This is a genomic window from Haemophilus parahaemolyticus, from assembly GCF_002015035.1.
Classification (GTDB): domain Bacteria; phylum Pseudomonadota; class Gammaproteobacteria; order Enterobacterales; family Pasteurellaceae; genus Haemophilus_A; species Haemophilus_A parahaemolyticus.
In genome coordinates this window covers 284,230-302,072 of the sequence record NZ_MUXY01000001.1, presented here as the reverse complement: position 1 = coordinate 302,072, position 17,843 = coordinate 284,230, and the positions used below count along the sequence as shown (strand labels likewise).

Below are 17,843 nucleotides of genomic sequence, written 5' to 3'. Positions count from 1 at the left end.
TATTTCTTACAAATTGCGACTAGCAAAAACAATCTCGCAAGATCACTTTTGATAGCCGCCTCTACAAATTCGAAATAAAACGCTCGTAGTATACCCCTTTTTTCTTACAAAATCGCCTACTATTTTTGCTTTTTACAAAATTCACCGCAAATCGCCCTGTTTCTTGCAAATTTCTGCCCAAATTCGGCCGCTTGGCTTTTTATAATGGACAAATATCCACAAATCATAGAAAATAAAACGTTTTTGTTAAAAATATAAGCAAGATTATGAGCAATACCATTATCAATTACGAAGGCGTTGAACAAATGCCAATTAAGCGTTTTACCGAAGACGCTTACCTCAATTATTCAATGTATGTGATTATGGACAGAGCATTGCCGTTTATTGGCGATGGCTTAAAACCTGTACAACGTCGCATTATCTATGCTATGTCTGAGCTAGGCTTAAATGCCAATGCAAAATATGCCAAAGCCGCTCGCACGGTGGGTGATGTGTTAGGTAAATTCCACCCGCACGGTGACTCTGCTTGTTATGGTGCAATGGTGGGAATGGCACAAGATTTTACCTTCCGCTACCCGCTAATTGATGGTCAAGGAAACTGGGGTAGCTTAGAAGACGATGCCGCAGCATATCGTTATACTGAAGCACGCTTAACAAAATTTTCGTCCGTTTTACTTTCTGAAATTGATCAAGGTACGGTAGATTTCAAACCGAATTTTGACGGTTCAAAAATCGAACCTGTTACCTTCCCTTCTCGCTTGCCACATATTTTATTAAATGGCTCAACAGGGATTGCCGTTGGGATGGCAACCGACATTCCTCCTCACAATATTAATGAATTGGCGGATGCCTGTGTGATGTTGTTGGATAATCCAAATGCAACATTAACGGATATTTTAAGTGTAGTGCAAGGCCCTGACTACCCAACGCTAGCAGAAATTATCACACCAAAATCTGAGATAGTAAAAATCTACGAACAAGGACGTGGTTCAATCAAAGCTCGTGCAGTTTGGCAAAAAGAAGATGGCAAAATTGTAATTAACGCACTGCCATATCAAACCTCACCATCAAAAATCATTGAGCAAATTGCTGCTCAAATGAAGAACAAAAAACTGCCAATGGTAGATGATGTTCGCGATGAATCAAATCACGAGAACCCGATTCGGATCGTGATTATCCCTCGCTCAAATCGTATTGATTTTAATGCATTGATGGATCATCTATTTGCAACAACAGAGCTAGAAAAAAGCTTCCGTATCAATATGAATATGATTGGTTTAGATGGAAAACCTGCAGTGAAAAATCTGCACACTATTCTGACCGAATGGCTGAGCTTCCGCCGTGCAACGGTCACCCGTCGTCTAAATTACCGATTAGATAAAATTTTAGACCGCTTGCATATCATTGAGGGGTTAATCATTGCGTTTTTAAGCATTAACGAAGTAATTGAAATTATCCGCAATGAAGATGAGCCTAAAGCCACGTTAATGGCTCGTTTTGGGTTAAGCGAAATTCAAGCCGATGCGATTTTAAACCTACGCTTACGTAACTTAGCCAAACTGGAAGAAACCACGCTTAAAGCAGAACAAAATGCACTAGAAAAAGAGCGAGATGAATTACAAGTTCTATTAGGTTCAGAACGTCGCTTAAATACACTTATTAAAAAAGAAATTCAAACTGATGCAAAAACATTCGCTTCACCACGCAGTTCAATTTTTGTAGAGCGTGCGGAAGCAAAAGCGATTTCAGAGGCTGATCTCACACCAACTGAAGATGTTACCGTCATTTTATCGGAAAAAGGTTGGGTACGTTGTGCGAAAGGGCACGACATTGACGTAAAAGGCTTAGCATACCGTGCAGGCGACCAATATCTGGCTCACGCTCACGGTCGTAGCAATCAACCTGTAGTGTTCTTAGATAGCACGGGACGAGCTTATACGATTGACCCAATCTCACTACCCTCTGCACGCTCACAAGGCGAGCCACTTACAAGTAAGATTACCTTGCCAGAAGGTGCAGAAATTCAGCAAGTCTTAATGGGACAACCTACCGAAAATGTCCTGATGGCATCCAACTCAGGCTATGGTTTCCTTTGTACTTTTGAAGATTTAATCTCTCGTAACAAGGCGGGTAAAGCGGTCATTTCTTTAACAGAAAATGCAAAAACGCTCCCACCACAACTTGTCTCGCTGGAAGAAAAATGCTCTCTTGTAGCGATCAGTAATGTAGGTAGAATGTTAGTATTCCCATTAAGCGAACTACCGACTCTTTCCAAAGGCAAAGGAAACAAAATTATCAATATTTCAGCCCAAGCAGCAAAAGCTGGCGAAGAATATTTGGCTCATTTATTATTACTTAAACCAAATCAATCGCTTGTGTTTGTTTCAGGCAAACGCAAAATCACCCTAAAACCTGCCGATATTGAGAAATACCGCGGAGAACGAGCGAGAAAAGGCACTCAAGTGAGAGGTCTAAACGAACACTCTATCATTGAAATTTTAGACTAGAACGAAAAATCCCACGCAAAACGTGGGATTTTTTACTTCTAATGATTTACAAACTAGAAACGAATTTCAACCGCTCCTGCAAAATTGCGACCTGGGGCATAGAAACGTTCTAAGCCTTTGCGTTGTGGGTCAACGGCATTGGTTGTGCTGAATTGGTTGATGCCACGTAATACGTCCCAAGTATGGTATTTACGGTTTAGAATATTGTAGATACCTGCACGTAAAATAACGTGTTTGTTCACTTTATAGAAACCATATACGTCAAATAACGTTGCTGAACCATTGAGATATGGATACGTTTTCACTTCTTTTCTTAATGAAGAATAATCGATAATTTGTGCATCTTTAGCCTTTTTCGCACCTAAATAGGTTGCTCTTGCATTTAAGCCCCAACGGTCTTCAGGATCTTCATAACCAAAACCTAAAATTACTTTAATTGGTTGAATAGAAAGCATGCTTGCTTCAGTGCCTTTTAAGCGACCTTTCGAATAACCTAAATTCGCCAAAAATTTCCAGCCTTCAGGAATAAAAGATACAACTTGATCTAGATTCGTTTTAGTCGTTAATTCCACACCTGATACAGTTGCCCGATCAATATTGATGGCTTGTTGAGCAAGCGTTGTATAAAATGCAGCCCCACTTCTGGAATCTTCGAAATAGTAAGGGTTAATCTTTTCAAACACAGATTCTTGTTCAGTTAAGAAATCTTTATAACGGCTATGGTACAGGTTTAAATTATATGAACCCAAACGATGCTCTGCCTGAATATGAATCGAATTATTGAGTGCTTGTTCCGCTTTTAATTTTGGATTTGGGAACCAATTTCCTGCTGGGTGATTAAAGGAAAAATACATTTCTGAAGCAGTTGGTACTCGATAACCTGTTGAAATATTGTAGCCCACTTTCCAAGTTTCATTGAGTTGTGCGTCAAGTCCTAATGAGCCGCTTACACTTTGGAATGTGTTAGAAGCGGGTTTTGCAGAGCAAGCTCGGCACGTTGCTTTTAAATCTTGGGGTACAAGTTGCTCCCAGTCATAACGTACACCTAACTGGCTAGATAAAATATCATTCCAAGTGACATTATCTTGTAGTTGTGCCATAAAAGAGCGTGTTCTTACTGGGTGCTGGATACTTTCTTCAGTTCGTTCTCCAGTATAAAAAGTTTTGTTATTTTCATTTTCAAAATCTTTTTGTGAAACTGAGGTTCTTACTGTGAATTGGTGTGTGCCCCATAAAATTTCCCAAGGCATAGAATCAGCACGTAACGAAGCCCGTTTGAACTTGTTTTTCATATTCGTGGTTTGAATTTCATTTGCGTTTCTTTCAGGTTTCAACGGTTTTGGCCAATAAGGTACAGAAAAATCATATTGCTGATCCCCTTTCGTATTTTCAGAACCAATGTCAGTTTGTTGCAAATCGATATCTGCTTTAATGTAGCTTAACAAGCGGTTATTTTCTGGAAAATATTCGTAAGCAAGGTTACTGTTATAACGCTTCCCAAAATCTCTGACTTCACGCCATGAACTTTGTGTCAAGCTGTAAGACTCTTCATCCACCCAATTGTTATCACGTTGAGCATTAAACGAGAGGCTTACTTTATGCGATGGCGTAATAAAATAGCCAAATTTTGCTAAATAACTACGGTTTTTGTGTGTGGCAGGATCAGGCACACCACGTTCACGCCCCCGAATAGCCTCACCAGTGCCATTGCTTTTCATCTCGTGACCATCACGATAAGAATAGAGCAATGCCATATCAAATTTTTCATCTTTATAGCCTACCCCTGCCGTATGTGTCCATTCACGGTTTTTGCTTGCATAACTATTTTTCAGCAATACACCCCAGTTGTTTTCAGGGAAAACAATATCATCCGCCCCCAGTGTACGATAGTTAACTGAACCACCTAATGAACCACTGCCCGAATTAAACGAATCCGAGCCTCGCATAATATCAATGCCTTGCACTAATTCGGGATCGATAGCTAAACGTGAGCTGTTGAAGTTTCCGTAACGAGCATAAAGTGAATTTTCTTCAGAATCAGGCAGATTTACGCCATCGACACTAATCCCAACACGGTTGCCCTCAACACCTCGCATTGAGAAACCTTTTGTACGACGCCCGTTATCGCTAATCCCCACATCGGTTGTATAACGTACTAAATCGTGGTTATTTGCGATTAATTCTTCTTGAATTGCTTTACGCGTTTTTTTGATTTGTGTTGCTTGAGTTTGAGTTCCATCCACGTGGACAGTGCCTAATGTCGCCTCTTCAGCATAACTATTTAATGCCACCGCAACACAGATTGCACCTAATGAAAGGGCAAATTGACGAGCCATATTTTCACCTAAAATGTAAAAAAGATATAAATTCAGTTTACGAAAATTTAATAAGTTTTACAAGACTATTGAAAATCATTTTTGTTTAGTTTAATCTATTTAAAGTTTTCTTCTACACTAATCACATAAAATAGGTCACTATTATGAATAAATTTAAATTTACTTTACTTACTGTATCTTGTGCTACTTTTCTAACCGCTTGTTCTTCAAGTTCTGGTGGAGCAGATAACTCTGAACAAATCCGCCAATCAGAAACAACCTTAACTAAAAAATTGGTTGAGCTAAATAAAAAAACAGCTGAAGAGCAAAAAGCACGTGAAGAAACAGAAAAACGTTTGAAAGAATTAGAAAATGGAAGTGCAGATGAAAAAGCACGAATTCCTGTTAGCGATCAAATTTTTGGTGGAAGAACAGGGGTTATGACAGATCTTATTTCTGGGGCTGTAATGGAGAATAGCACAATTGGACGCCCTCTTTCTCACGATATCTCGACGCTTGCTGTAGTAGATGGCAATAAGATCATTACGATTCCAAGCATTATTAAAACTGCAGGCGAACTTGACCCTTGGACTTATGAAGAATATGAAGATCCTTATAACTTGAGAAAAGATGGACAAACAATCCAAAGTAATAGCAATCTCAAATCAACCGCTTTCGGTGTTCATGTAGATAATTATACTGGTAAACAATATCTTTATGTTCAAGGTAATCCGACTGATGTAAAACAAATTCCGACAGCAGGAAAAGCAGAATATTTAGGTGGTGCGGTTTATTTGAAAGATGGTGCAAATAATGAACGTGCGAAAATGACAGCAACCGCAGACTTTGATAAAAAAACTGTAGCAATTAAGATCGATCAAAACCGAAATGCAGTACCTGAAATGAACTTCGGTGGCAAAATTACAGGCAACAGTTTTGCTGGTGAAGTAAATGGTGTTAAAACTCAAGGTGGTTTCTTCGGTGAAAATGCTAAGGAACTTTCTGGGGTATTTACTAATGATGCCGATAAATCACGCGGTGTATTTGGTGCAATCAAACAAGATGCAGCTCAATAAGCGGTAGGATTTTATTGAAAAATGACAAATCTCACAGAAAAGATCATCGCTTATATTGCGGAAAATCCACAGGCGATCACACTGGATATGGCAGCCCATTTTGGGCTGCCTGAAGGTAAAATTTTGGTGGCACTGCCAGAACAATTTGTGCGTGTGTTTGAGGCAAATCGTGCCGAAGAAATTTTTGCCCAAATCGCCCAATGGGGCACGTTTACCACTATTATTGAAAAATGCGGTTCGATCTTTGAAATTAAAGATCGTTTCCCCGAAGGTATTGTAGGACGTGGCTACTACAATCTGAATATGAAAGGCGATCAAGGTGCGTTGCACGGGCATTTGAAATTAGATGGCATTGCTCAAATTGCTTTTGTTAGCTTACCTTTCCGTGGTAAAGAGAGCTACAACATCGCCTTTATTGCTCACAACGGTGAGACCATTTTTAAAGTATATTTAGGGCGTGATGAGCAACGCCAACTTTTCCCTGAACAAGTGGAAAAATTCAATGCCTTTCGATAGGGATTTTTATTAAGGAGAAAACAATGACAGCTCGTCAAGAAGTACTACAGAACCGCTTAGGACCACAAATTCAAGAGTTGAAGGAACAATGCCGTACGATTATGTTGGCAACCTTAGATGAAGAAGGCAACCCAAACGTAAGTTATGCACCGTTTGTGATTCATAATGGCAAATATGTGGTGTTAATTTCAGAAATCGCCCGCCACGCCCGCAATCTGCAAAAAGTACACAAAGTATCGTTAATGTTGATTGAAGATGAGAATTTAAGCCGTCAAATTTTTGCCCGCAAGCGGTTAAGTTTTGATGCAATTTCGCAAGTGATTGATAAACTTTCAGAAGAAGGTCAAGCTTGTTTAGCCGAACTTAAAGCTCGTCACGGCGATTTAATTGATGAGTTAGCACAAAATGCTGACTTTAAACTCTTCGGCTTCACACCAAGCCAAGGCCTATTCGTTAAAGGGTTCGGTCAAGCCTTCCAAGTGAGCCCATCTGATTTAGTGGATGTGGTGCATTTGGAGATTGGACATATTAAAGAAGAAAATTAGAACTTAATTTAGTAAGACAAAAGAGTTGCTAATGTTTATTTTTCAAATATTAGCAACTCTTTTTATTTAAATGGTTTTTAAATCCATCATCACTAAAACGCCAATAATTACCAACCTTTCACTACACCGCCGTTAAATAATTTTAACGCTTCTTGGAATACCTCTTCGGTTTGGAAGGCTTTTACGAAGGTTTGCAAACGTGGGTCGTCTTTATTGTCTTCACGACTAACCACTAAGTTTACATATGGAGAATCTTTTGATTCCACAATAATGCCATCTTTTTCTGGGCTTAAACCTGCTTGACCTGCATAAGTGTTGTTGATAACCGCTAAATCTACATCATCTAATGAACGGGTTAATAACACCGTATCTACTTGTTTAATCTGAATGTTTTTCGGATTTTCGATAATGTCATTCTCAGTGGAGAATAAATTTTTCGGATCTTTTAATTTAATTAAACCATGAGCTTGAAGTAATAATAACGCACGACCTGTATTACTCGGGTTATTTGGAATTGCTACAATTGCACCGTCTTTTAGCTCACCTAAGTTTTTGATTTTTCTAGAATAAGCAGCAATTGGCCATAATAGAGTATTGCCGATTACAGCCATTTTATAGCCACGGTCTTTACTTTCTTGCTCTAAATAAGGCACTGTTTGGAATGCGTTAGCATCTAAATCTTTTTTATCTAATGCAGCATTTGGTTGAGTATATTCCGTAAATTGCACTAACTGTACATCTAAGCCATATTTTTCTTTAGCCACTTTCACGGCTACTTCAGTCATTTGTGCTTCAGGACCTGTCATCACGCCGACTTTTAATGGCTCTTGTGCCGCTGTTTTTTCTTCTTTACAAGCAGTTAATGCTAATGCAGAAACCAGTACTACACCTAATAATTTTGTTAATTTCATGTTAAATCCTTAATTCGAGGGAAAAATTAGCGGTTAAATTTTGCAAAACCTCAACAAAATTCAACCGCTTGAGTGATATTAATCGGTAAATTACCAGCCTTTTACTACACCATCTTTGAAGTGTTTTTGTGCTTCTTGGAACACTTCTTCAGTTTGGTATGCTTTCACAAAGTTTTTCACATTGTCGCTGTCTTTGTTATCTTTACGTGCCACGATGATGTTTACGTATGGAGAATCTTTATCTTCCACAAACACGCCATCATTTGCACTTAAACCTACTTGACCTGCGTAAGTGTTGTTTACTACAGCTAAATCTACATCATCCAACGCTTTTGCTGCCACTGAAGTATCTACTTCTTGAATTTTTAAGTTTTTCGGATTTTCAACAATGTCAATCGCTGTTGAGAATAGGTTTGTGTTGTCTTTTAATTTGATTAAGCCTTGTTTTTCTAACAAGATTAACGCACGTGCAAGGTTACTTGGATCATTTGGTACGGCAACCACTGCACCATCTTGTAATTCGCTGACTGATTTAATTTTTTTAGAATAACCTGCTAATGGATACACAAAAGTGTTACCCACGATTTCAAGGTTATCTAAACCTTTAGATGCAGTATCTTTATCTAAATAAGGCTTGTGCTGGAATGCGTTTGCATCTAAATCACCTTTGCTCACTGCTGTGTTCGGTAATGCGTAGTCGTTAAATAAAACGAACTCCACATCTAAGCCATATTTTTCTTTGGCGATTTGAGCGGCTTTTTCTGCCACTGTGTGTTCAGGGCCAGACATTACACCTACTTTGATTTTTTGAGTAGGTTGAGCTGCTGGAGCTTGAGCAGTTTCTGCTTTTTTCTCTTCGTTACAAGCGGTTAAAGCTAATGCTGAAACGAATGCAACACTTAATACTTTTTTAAAGTTCATAAATACCTCATAGAGATGTTGTGTTAAATAATAAATTGATCTTAGCGATGGTCATATTTCTTCGCTAAATGATCGCCTAGTTTTTGAGAAACCATTACAATCGCGACAATAATGACCGTTGCAATCCATTTCACATACACCATATTACGGTGTTCGCCGTAGCTGATAGCCAAGTTACCTAAACCACCACCGCCAACAGCACCAGCCATTGCTGAATAACCAATTAACGCTACAAGCGTTAATGTGATGCCGTTGATTAAAATGGGTAAAGATTCTGGCAAATAGAAGCGGGTGACTACCTGCCAATTTGTTGCCCCCATTGCTTTTGCTGCTTCGGTTAAACCCGCTGGAATTTCGAGTAACGCATTGGCGGTTAAACGTGCAAAAAATGGAATGGCAGATACACTTAATGGCACGATAGCGGCCGTTGTGCCTAATGTTGTGCCGACAATTAAACGGGTAAAAGGCAACAACACAATTAACAAAATAATAAACGGCACAGAACGACCGATATTGATAATAATATCTAAAATCTGGTGTGCACGTTGGTTCTCTAAAATCTCGCCTTTACCTGTTAAAAAAGCAAAAAAACCAATCGGCAAGCCAATCACAACAGAGAGCAATGTTGCAACAAAGCCCATATAAATGGTTTCTACCGTTGATGAAGCCACGAGTTGCCACATCTGCGGAGTAAGTTCATTGAGAAAATCATTCCACATAACCTAGCACCTCAACTTTTACATTATTATCAATTAAATAAAATCTTGCTTCTGAAATCGCCTCTTCTTCGCCTGTAACTTCTGCAATCACAAAGCCAAATTTCACGCCACCTGCATAATCAATTTGCGACATCAAAATGCTAAAATCAATGCCGAAACGTTTTGATGCGTGTGAGAGTAATGGTGCATCAACGGAGCGCCCTGTAAATTCAAACTTAATAATCGGTTTGTTTTTCTCTGAAGTTGGCTGGGCAGAAAGCTGTTCCATATACTCTGGCGGAAGCTCAATATGGAAAGTCGATTGAATAAATTTCTGAGCCAATGCGGTTTTCGGATTAGAGAAAATCTCACTTACTGAACCCGTTTCAATCAGCTGCCCTTTATCAATTACCGCCACACGATCACAAATGCGTTTGACCACTTCCATTTCGTGGGTAATCAACAAAATAGTTAAGCCTAAACGTTTATTGATGTCTTTTAAAAGCTGTAGGATCGACTGCGTGGTTGCAGGATCTAATGCACTGGTTGCTTCATCGCAAAGCAACACTTTCGGATTAGAAGCTAACGCACGAGCAATAGCGACACGCTGTTTTTGACCGCCAGATAAATTGCTTGGGTAAACATCTTTACGCTCGGTTAAACCGACTAACTCAAGCAATTCATTCACTTTTTTCTCTACTTGATCTTTCGGCGTATTATTCAAACGCAATGGTAACGCTACGTTCTCAAATACGGTTTGCGAAGAAAGCAAATTAAAATGCTGGAAAATCATTGCGATGTTACGACGAGCTAAAATCAGATCTTTATCCGACATTGCGGTTAGATCCTGCCCACCGACAATCACTTGCCCAATCGTTGGACGTTCTAATAAATTCACGCAACGAATCAACGTACTCTTTCCTGCACCAGAAGCCCCAATCACACCGTAAATCGTGCCTTGCGGAACTTCAAGGTTTACATTGTCAAGGGCAGTAATTTTTTTGCCCTTCACATCAAACTGCTTGCTGATATTTTTCAGCTCAATCATAAAGCTATCCACACACTTGTTAAAATATTTCGGTTATTTTAGACGTCTAGAATGCTATGTCAATTCACCTTGCTTATTTTTTTATTCAAAAATGGAATAATTTAAGCTATTTTGATAAATTTATTCTTTGTCCCAATAAAATATATAAAAAAATGCACTTACCAAAGCTAATGCCTAGATAAGCACATTTCATTATTCAATCAACTCATTACGCTTAATTTGCAGAATGTTCTAATTTTTCGACCGCTTGTGTCTCATATTTTTCTTCATCAAATTCGCGGTGTGGTTTGTGTTCTTGACCTAAGAAGGTGTAGATTACAGGTAACACGAATAAGGTGAAGAGTGTACCGATACTCAAACCTGCCACGATCACAATACCAATACTGAAGCGTGCAATTGCACCTGCACCAGAAGCTAACAATAACGGAATTAAACCTGCCACCATCGCGGCCGTTGTCATCATAATCGGACGTAAACGAATAGTTGCTGCGTGAACAATTGCCTCAAAACGAGATAAACCATTGTTTAACTGCTCTTCTTTTGCGACTTCACACATTAAGATACCGTGTTTGGTGATTAAGCCGACTAAAGTTACCAACCCCACCTGAGAGTAAATATTCAAGGTTGCCCCTGCCACTTTGGCAATACCTAATACATTAAGCACTAATAACGCACCACTCACGGCTAACGGTACAGATACCAAGATTACCATTGGGTCACGCCAAGATTCGAACTGAATCGCTAATACCAAGTAAATAATAACAACCGCTAAGCCAAAGGTCATTACCATTGCATTACCTTCTTGTACATATTGGCGCGCTTCTGATTTAAAATCGTATTGATAGCCTTGTGGAAGCGTGCGGTCTAATTCTGCTTTCGCCCAGTTTACTGCATCACCAATTGAACCTGACACAACACCGCCAATCGTTGCTGAGTTTAGCTGACTCATACGTGGTAATGAAGATGGTTCTGTGGTCAGCTCTAAGCTTACGATTGAGCTTAATGGCACAGCTTCACCGTTTGCAGCTGTTACGTAATATTTCGTTAAATCTTCTGGATTTAAACGATCTTTTCGAACCGCTTGTGATACGATCGGATATGCACGGGAATCAATATCGACACGGGTAATAATCGCACCAGAAAGATAAGCCCCAAGCGTGTTACTTACCTGTTGCATCGTGATGCCGTAAGCCCCCATTTTTTCACGGTCGAACTTCCATTTCATCGTCACTGTATCAAATTTCAAATCTAAGTTTGCAAAGAAGAATTGACCCGATGATTGTGCTTTTTTCAGGAATTCACCCGCCACATCGGCTAACTTGGTGTAGTTATCCGCTGTAGTAATGACCAATGAGAACGGTAAACCACTTTCACCTGTGGAAATTTCAGGGAAGGCGATAGCATTGATGTCCATTGGAACAACATTTTTTGCAATCGCGGCTACATCTTTTGAAATTTCTGCTCGTTCACGAGTACGCTCACTCCAATCTTTTAATGAGATGATAGAGAGGGCACTGTTCGAACCATTAAAGCCTGAAATCGTCATCATTGCAGAGACTTCTGGAATTTCAGCAACTTCTTTGTTGAATTTCTCTGTTGCCGCTTGGGTGTAATCTAAGTTGGTATTTGATGGACCACTACCGATACCCACGATAAAGCCACGGTCTTCGGTTGGAGCCACTTCGCTTGAAAGTGAGCCTAAAAGGGTTGGTAAGGTACCAAAAATCACTACCGCAAACACCACGATAGCCCAACGCACCGCCATAACTCCACGTAACATATTGGTGTAGCACGAGGTCATTTTATCCAACATACCATTGATGCACTTCGCAAAACGACTTTCGTGTTCTTCGTTGTGTTCTTTTAACACGCGGCTCGACATCATTGGAGAAAGCGTTAATGCTGCAATCCCTGAAATGAATACTGCACCCGCAAGGGTTAAGGCGAACTCTTTGAAAAGTGAACCTGTTACCCCTTCCATCAATGCCATTGGGGAATATACCGCCCCAAGGGTGATGGTCATTGAGATAACAGGGATTGCAATTTCACGCGTACCGATAATCGCTGCATCAAATGACGATTTGCCCTCTTTCACGTGACGTTCTACGTTCTCAAGTACGACGATCGCATCGTCCACTACCAAACCGATCGCAAGAATTAACGCCAATAAGGTTAATAGGTTGATTGAGAAACCAAACATTTGTAGGAAGAACAATACCCCGATAAGTGAAATTGGAATCGTGATAATTGGTACAATCATTGCACGCAATGATCCTAAGAATAGGATAATTACTACTAATACGATAACCGTTGCTTCAATAATTGTTTTATAAACTTCATTGATAGAGCTATTAATAGCAATCGTTTTGTCGTATAGAATCTGACCGTTAATTGTTTCAGGTAAATTTTTCTGCATTTGTGCAAATACAGGATAAATATCTTTAGCCACAGTGATGGAGTTTGCTGTAGTTGCAGCAGAAACACCTAAAACGACCGCTTCTTTACCATCAGCCACCGTACGAGAAGCATCTTGGTATTTGTCGAGTTCAACCGTTGCAATATCTTTTAACTTGATGGTTTTACCATCTGACGTGGTTGAAATCGTCACGTTCTCAAGTTCTGAAACAGATGGCGTGCTTGATTCTACTTTGTTTTTATAAACTGTGTAGTAGCCATTCGCATTACCTGCGGCAGTGTTCAAGTTGTTTGCCGTTAAAGCCGCTAACACTTGTGCACCAGAGAGGTTATTCCCCGCCATTTTGTCAGGATCTAACCAAATGCGTAAACCAAAGGTCGTCGCACCGAAAATATCAACACTTGATACCCCATTTACCGTAAAGAATTGCGGTTTAACCACTCGGTTAATATAGTCGGTAATTTGGGCTGTATTTAACTCATCAGAGACAAATCGGATATACATCAACGCATCGTTTGAACCTGATGAAACGCTGATTGATGGATCATCAATCCCGCTCGGAAGATTAGAACGAATTGCACTCACTTTCGAAGAAATATCCGCCAATGCCAATTGTGGGTTGGTGTTCAATTTCATTTTGATCGTGGTAGTTGAAGTGCTTGGTCCACTTGATGAAGTCACATAATCGATGTTATCTGCCTGTGCAACCGCTTCTTCAATTTGGGAAGTTACAAGTGCTTGCATCAAACTTGCATCCGCACCTGAGTAGTTCACACTCACGGTTACCGTTGAGATAGTCATCTCTGGGTATTCTCGCACCTGTAACTTATTGATAGATTGCAAGCCAAGAATCGTAATCAGCAAGCTAATACACACCGCAAGTACAGGGCGTTTAATAAATAGATCGGTAAATTTCATTGATTGCCTCAATTAAAGTTTACTACTTTTCGCAGGTACGGTTACACCAACAGCTTCTTGATCAGAAACAATGATAAGCGAATGGTTATTTAAACGCTGGAAACCGCCCGTTACGATAACATCACCCGCTTTCACGCCTTTCGCTAATTGTGCGTAGATACCGTTACGGTCTTTGGTTCTTACTTCCACTTGTTTCGCACGATACATTTTATTTGCATCTAATTTCGGATTTTGCTCTGCCATTTTGCTTACAAGTGCTTTATCTTCATCTGAAAGTTGCTCAAGCACATAAACGGTTTCGCCATACATCGTGTAAGTAACCGCAATTTGTGGCACCACGATTTGTGCTTTTTCGGTTGGCAACGCCACATTTAAACGCACAAACATACCAGAAAGCAATTTGTTACCACCTTCAGTAATCACCGCTTCAACGTTAATTAAACCGGTATTGCGATCAACTGCCGGGTCGATTGCTACAATTTCCGCTGGGAAGGTTTGCCCCACTAACGCATCCACTTCTACAGTCACTTTTTGCCCCACAAAAATATTCTCAACATCGGTTTGAGGAAGCGTGAAACGCACTTTCATTGAACTTTGATCTTCAACACGCACGATTTCTGTACCTGTTGTGATGTATTGACCTACGTTCACATTCACGATACCCGCAAAACCGCTAAATGGAGCATAAATTTTACGGCGTGCAATTGAAGCTTTTAATGACTCAATATTTGCTATTAATTGATTATAGGTTGCTTGAGCACTGTCTAATTCTGCTTTTGAGGCACTGTTAGAAGCCACCAAGTTACGATAACGATCTAACGTAAGTTTTGCGTTCGGTAATTGTGCTTGAGACGCTTTCAAAGTTGCCACTTCAACGGTATCATCAAGCTCCACCAATAAATCACCTTTATTGACACGCTGACCTGATTTCACGTTCACACTTTTCACCGTACCAGAAGACTCCGAACTTAACATCGCTCCTTGGTTCGGACGAACATAACCTACCGCTGAAAGATAAGGCGTCCATTCACGAGGTTGTACCTGCATTGCGGTGATTTCACTCACCGTTTCAGGCATATTCGCTGCGGCTTCCGCTTTCTTGCCTGCGATAAAACGTTGCATTCCTGCCACGCCTGCAAAAGCAACAAGCACAACCAATAGCGTTACTACAATAAGAAACTTTCTGCCACGAGAAGGCTTTTGGTTTTCTGTTGTCATGTTTTCTCCAATATATTTAAATAAAAAATAAACGATTTACACCGTAATTGCTTTCCAAGAACACAATAGCATTTGTTCTATTGTCTCCTTCGAATACTCTTTTTGCGTCAATTGCTGTAAATAAGCAATTTCCACCACAATACCAATGCCCAAAACGTGTAATAATTCCGCTGGCATTTGAGCGATGATGCCCTGCTCCTGCCCATCTCGCACAAATTTATTCCAGATAAAATCATCATCGTGAATCAGTCGCTCAATAATTTCATTGAATCCAAGCATTGCTTGGTATTGCGATAAATTCGTTGCGACCGTTGGGTTATCTCGCAAAAATGCCAACTTGTTTTCAAACATCTTGCGGTAACGATTAAACAGTGTGTCAGTTTCATCATAGCCATCTTGCACATAATGCGTAAAACGGTCACATAAATCATAAGCCAGCTTATTTAATAAATCGTCTTTGGTCTTAAAATACAAATAGAGCGTTCCTAAGGCTAGGTTCGCTCTGGTTGCAATTTTTCGCATAGAAAGGTTTTGAATGCCAATCTCTGCGATGAGTATTTCAGTCACGGAAAGAATTTGGCGAGCCATCTCATCTTTTGATGAACTTTGCACTTCGTTTTTTTGTATTTCCGTTTTCTGCATTTCACTCTCCACTTTCCAAAATGAACAGTTGTTCATTCTATATATTTCCACTTCTTTTTGCAAAGAAAAATATATTTTCGACCGCTTATTTCTCTCTATTTTGCTAAAAATATGCTAGTATTTGCCCAATTATTCACTCAAGAAAATCAACATGGCTGTAAAATCCAAATATCAAAACAATCAATTCGATACCTTATTACAAGACTTATTTATCGTATTAGAACAACACAAAGCACCTGCTGACTTATCGCTTATGGTGCTTGGCAATATGGTTACCAACATCATCCAAAACCGCGTGCAAGATGAACAACAGCGTGAACGCCTTGCTGAGGCTTTTGCCAATTCGTTAAAACTCTCTTTAAAAGCAAAATAACCTATGCTTAATCGCCTACGTCAATTATTTCCAACCAACACGTTACAATACCGAGAGCAAACCTCACAGCGTATTACGTGGGGGCATTGGTTTGCACTTTTTAATATTGTCGTAGCAATTTTAATTGCCTCTCGTTATGCTTTTAATGCCGACTGGCCGAATACGCTAGTCGGTAAACTCTACTTTTTCGTCAGCCTTTTCGGGCATTTCAGCTTCGTTGTTTTTTCCTTTTATCTACTCTGCCTTTTCCCACTTAGTTTTTTAATCCGCAATGAGCGCGGTTTCCGTGGCTTTTCGGTCATTTTTGCTACCATTGGGCAAACGTTACTCTTGGTCGATACCGAAATCTTTAAGCAATTCTATCTGCATTTATCACCGCTTGTTTGGGACTTATTAGTGAATCCAGATAACGGCGAACTCTCACGCCAATGGCAATTGCTGTTCGTGCCAATGCCACTGCTTTTACTTGCAGAAATGCTCTACTCCCGTTGGTGTTGGCAAAAATTACGTAGTTTCAACCGCCAAACTTGGGGTAAATATGTTGCGATGTTTTTCTTGAGTTGCTTTATCGCGACCCACCTGATTTATGCGTGGGCAGATATGAGCATTAACCGCCCAATTACTTCACAAAAGGCAAATTACCCGCTTTCCTACCCGATGACAGCGCGTAGTTTCTTAGAGAAACACGGCTTAGTGGATATGGAAAAAATGGAGCAAACCATTGAGCAAACAGGACGTTTAGATACTTTCTACTTGGACTATCCAAAACAAATGCTTCAAATGACCAAAACGCCTGAAGTAAATGTGTTGTTGATTAACGTCTCAGGCTTAACCAATCAAGCCATTGATGGGGAACAAATGCCGTTTGTTCGCAAAATAGCAGAAAAATCCTACCGCTTTATGCACCACTATGCGAGTGGCGATACGCCAATGGCAAGCACATTGGGGATTTTCTACGGACTAAGCGGGAGATACATTGATGCTGTATTGAACGAAAAAACCAGCTCACCGCTTATGACAGCCTTTAAAAAATATGGCTATCAATTCGGCTTATTCTCTGCAAACAATTTTGCTGAACCGCTCTATCGCCGAGCATTATTTGCAAATATGCCTTTAATCAAAACGGAAGATAATGAACAAGCACTGAATGCGTGGCAAACGTGGCTGACAAAACAGGAAGCAAATAAGCCATTCTTTAGCTATTTACAATTAGATATGACCTCTAAAAACCAGATTAATCAGCAAATTGAAACAATCTGGCAACAGCTTGAAAACAAAGATCTAATGGGTAGAACATTGGTGATACTCACTGCCGATTTAGCTAACGCAGAGAAAATGAAAAACAGCTTCTCAGCAGAACGATTAGAAGTGCCATTGATGTTCTATTGGCAAGGCGAAGGGCAATTATACAACCAGCTTTCTAGCCATTTAGACATTATGCCAACGCTCTTTAGCCAGTTCTTTGGTGTGCTTAATCCTGCGAATGATTACACCCAAGGCATCGATTTATCTAAACCAAACAACCGCCTTTGGGTGCTGGCTTCCAACCACCAATGGAATGTTGCCATTATGTCAGATGGCGAACAATTCCACTTAGATCGCCGCGGGCAAGTTGAAAACTTCAACGCAGAAGGTGTCCAAATTAAAAGCGAAAAACCACCGCTTGCCCTGTTCTTACAGATGATTAAATTAAGTAATCAGTTTGTGAATAAATAAAAAATGCGTAGGGTATTAAATCC

General features: G+C 39.9%; 14 protein-coding genes. 6 read left to right on the top strand and 8 right to left on the bottom strand.

Going from position 1 to position 17,843, the window contains the following annotated elements; all coding sequences use genetic code 11:
- The first annotated feature begins 266 nt into the window (after window positions 1–266).
- Window positions 267–2,507, top strand: a complete 2,241-nt coding sequence (parC, locus tag B0185_RS01350; protein WP_005705668.1) for a DNA topoisomerase IV subunit A — start codon at window positions 267–269, stop codon at window positions 2,505–2,507.
- 53 nt (window positions 2,508–2,560) lie between these two features.
- Here parC and B0185_RS01345 read toward each other — a convergent pair whose 3' ends face one another.
- Window positions 2,561–4,843: a TonB-dependent hemoglobin/transferrin/lactoferrin family receptor gene (locus tag B0185_RS01345; RefSeq protein ID WP_005705807.1), complete on the bottom strand. Its 2,283-nt coding sequence runs from the start codon at window positions 4,841–4,843 to the stop codon at window positions 2,561–2,563.
- Between the two features lie 143 nt (window positions 4,844–4,986).
- Between B0185_RS01345 and B0185_RS01340 the strand changes: the two genes are divergently transcribed.
- From B0185_RS01340 to hutZ, 3 genes are read left to right on the top strand one after another with little or no spacing between them, the layout of a single operon-like run.
- Window positions 4,987–5,898 (top strand): transferrin-binding protein-like solute binding protein, encoded by a 912-nt coding sequence (locus B0185_RS01340; RefSeq protein ID WP_005705691.1) that lies wholly within the window; start codon window positions 4,987–4,989, stop codon window positions 5,896–5,898.
- Window positions 5,899–5,919: 21 nt separating this feature from the next.
- On the top strand, window positions 5,920–6,414 hold the full coding sequence (hutX, locus tag B0185_RS01335; protein WP_005705856.1) for a heme utilization cystosolic carrier protein HutX: 495 nt from the start codon (window positions 5,920–5,922) through the stop codon (window positions 6,412–6,414).
- A gap of 23 nt (window positions 6,415–6,437) precedes the next feature.
- Window positions 6,438–6,959: a heme utilization protein HutZ gene (gene hutZ, locus B0185_RS01330; RefSeq protein ID WP_005705750.1), complete on the top strand. Its 522-nt coding sequence runs from the start codon at window positions 6,438–6,440 to the stop codon at window positions 6,957–6,959.
- Between the two features lie 107 nt (window positions 6,960–7,066).
- Here the strand turns inward: hutZ and B0185_RS01325 are convergent, their stop codons facing one another.
- The 7 genes from B0185_RS01325 to B0185_RS01295 form a co-directional block, all read right to left on the bottom strand.
- A complete protein-coding gene (locus B0185_RS01325) occupies window positions 7,067–7,870 on the bottom strand; it encodes a MetQ/NlpA family ABC transporter substrate-binding protein (RefSeq protein WP_005705722.1) in 804 nt (267 codons plus the stop codon).
- 90 nt (window positions 7,871–7,960) lie between these two features.
- On the bottom strand, window positions 7,961–8,791 hold the full coding sequence (locus B0185_RS01320) for a MetQ/NlpA family lipoprotein (protein WP_005705823.1): 831 nt from the start codon (window positions 8,789–8,791) through the stop codon (window positions 7,961–7,963).
- Window positions 8,792–8,832: 41 nt separating this feature from the next.
- Window positions 8,833–9,510, bottom strand: a complete 678-nt coding sequence (locus B0185_RS01315) for a methionine ABC transporter permease (RefSeq protein WP_005705603.1) — start codon at window positions 9,508–9,510, stop codon at window positions 8,833–8,835.
- Window positions 9,500–10,537 carry a methionine ABC transporter ATP-binding protein MetN gene (metN, locus tag B0185_RS01310; protein WP_005705854.1) on the bottom strand — a complete coding sequence of 346 codons (1,038 nt, stop codon included), beginning with the start codon at window positions 10,535–10,537 and terminating at the stop codon, window positions 9,500–9,502. The genes B0185_RS01315 and metN overlap by 11 nt, the downstream gene beginning before the upstream one ends.
- A gap of 214 nt (window positions 10,538–10,751) precedes the next feature.
- On the bottom strand, window positions 10,752–13,871 hold the full coding sequence (locus tag B0185_RS01305) for an efflux RND transporter permease subunit (protein WP_005705647.1): 3,120 nt from the start codon (window positions 13,869–13,871) through the stop codon (window positions 10,752–10,754).
- A gap of 12 nt (window positions 13,872–13,883) precedes the next feature.
- Window positions 13,884–15,089 carry an efflux RND transporter periplasmic adaptor subunit gene (locus B0185_RS01300; protein WP_005705609.1) on the bottom strand — a complete coding sequence of 402 codons (1,206 nt, stop codon included), beginning with the start codon at window positions 15,087–15,089 and terminating at the stop codon, window positions 13,884–13,886.
- 36 nt (window positions 15,090–15,125) lie between these two features.
- Window positions 15,126–15,767: a TetR/AcrR family transcriptional regulator gene (locus B0185_RS01295; protein WP_005705707.1), complete on the bottom strand. Its 642-nt coding sequence runs from the start codon at window positions 15,765–15,767 to the stop codon at window positions 15,126–15,128.
- Between the two features lie 115 nt (window positions 15,768–15,882).
- Here B0185_RS01295 and B0185_RS01290 point away from each other — a divergent pair, with 115 nt between their 5' ends.
- Window positions 15,883–16,104, top strand: a complete 222-nt coding sequence (locus tag B0185_RS01290; RefSeq protein WP_005705632.1) for a YejL family protein — start codon at window positions 15,883–15,885, stop codon at window positions 16,102–16,104.
- Between the two features lie 3 nt (window positions 16,105–16,107).
- Window positions 16,108–17,820, top strand: coding sequence for a DUF3413 domain-containing protein (locus B0185_RS01285; RefSeq protein WP_005705797.1), 1,713 nt, complete (start codon window positions 16,108–16,110; stop codon window positions 17,818–17,820).
- Window positions 17,821–17,843 lie beyond the last annotated feature (23 nt).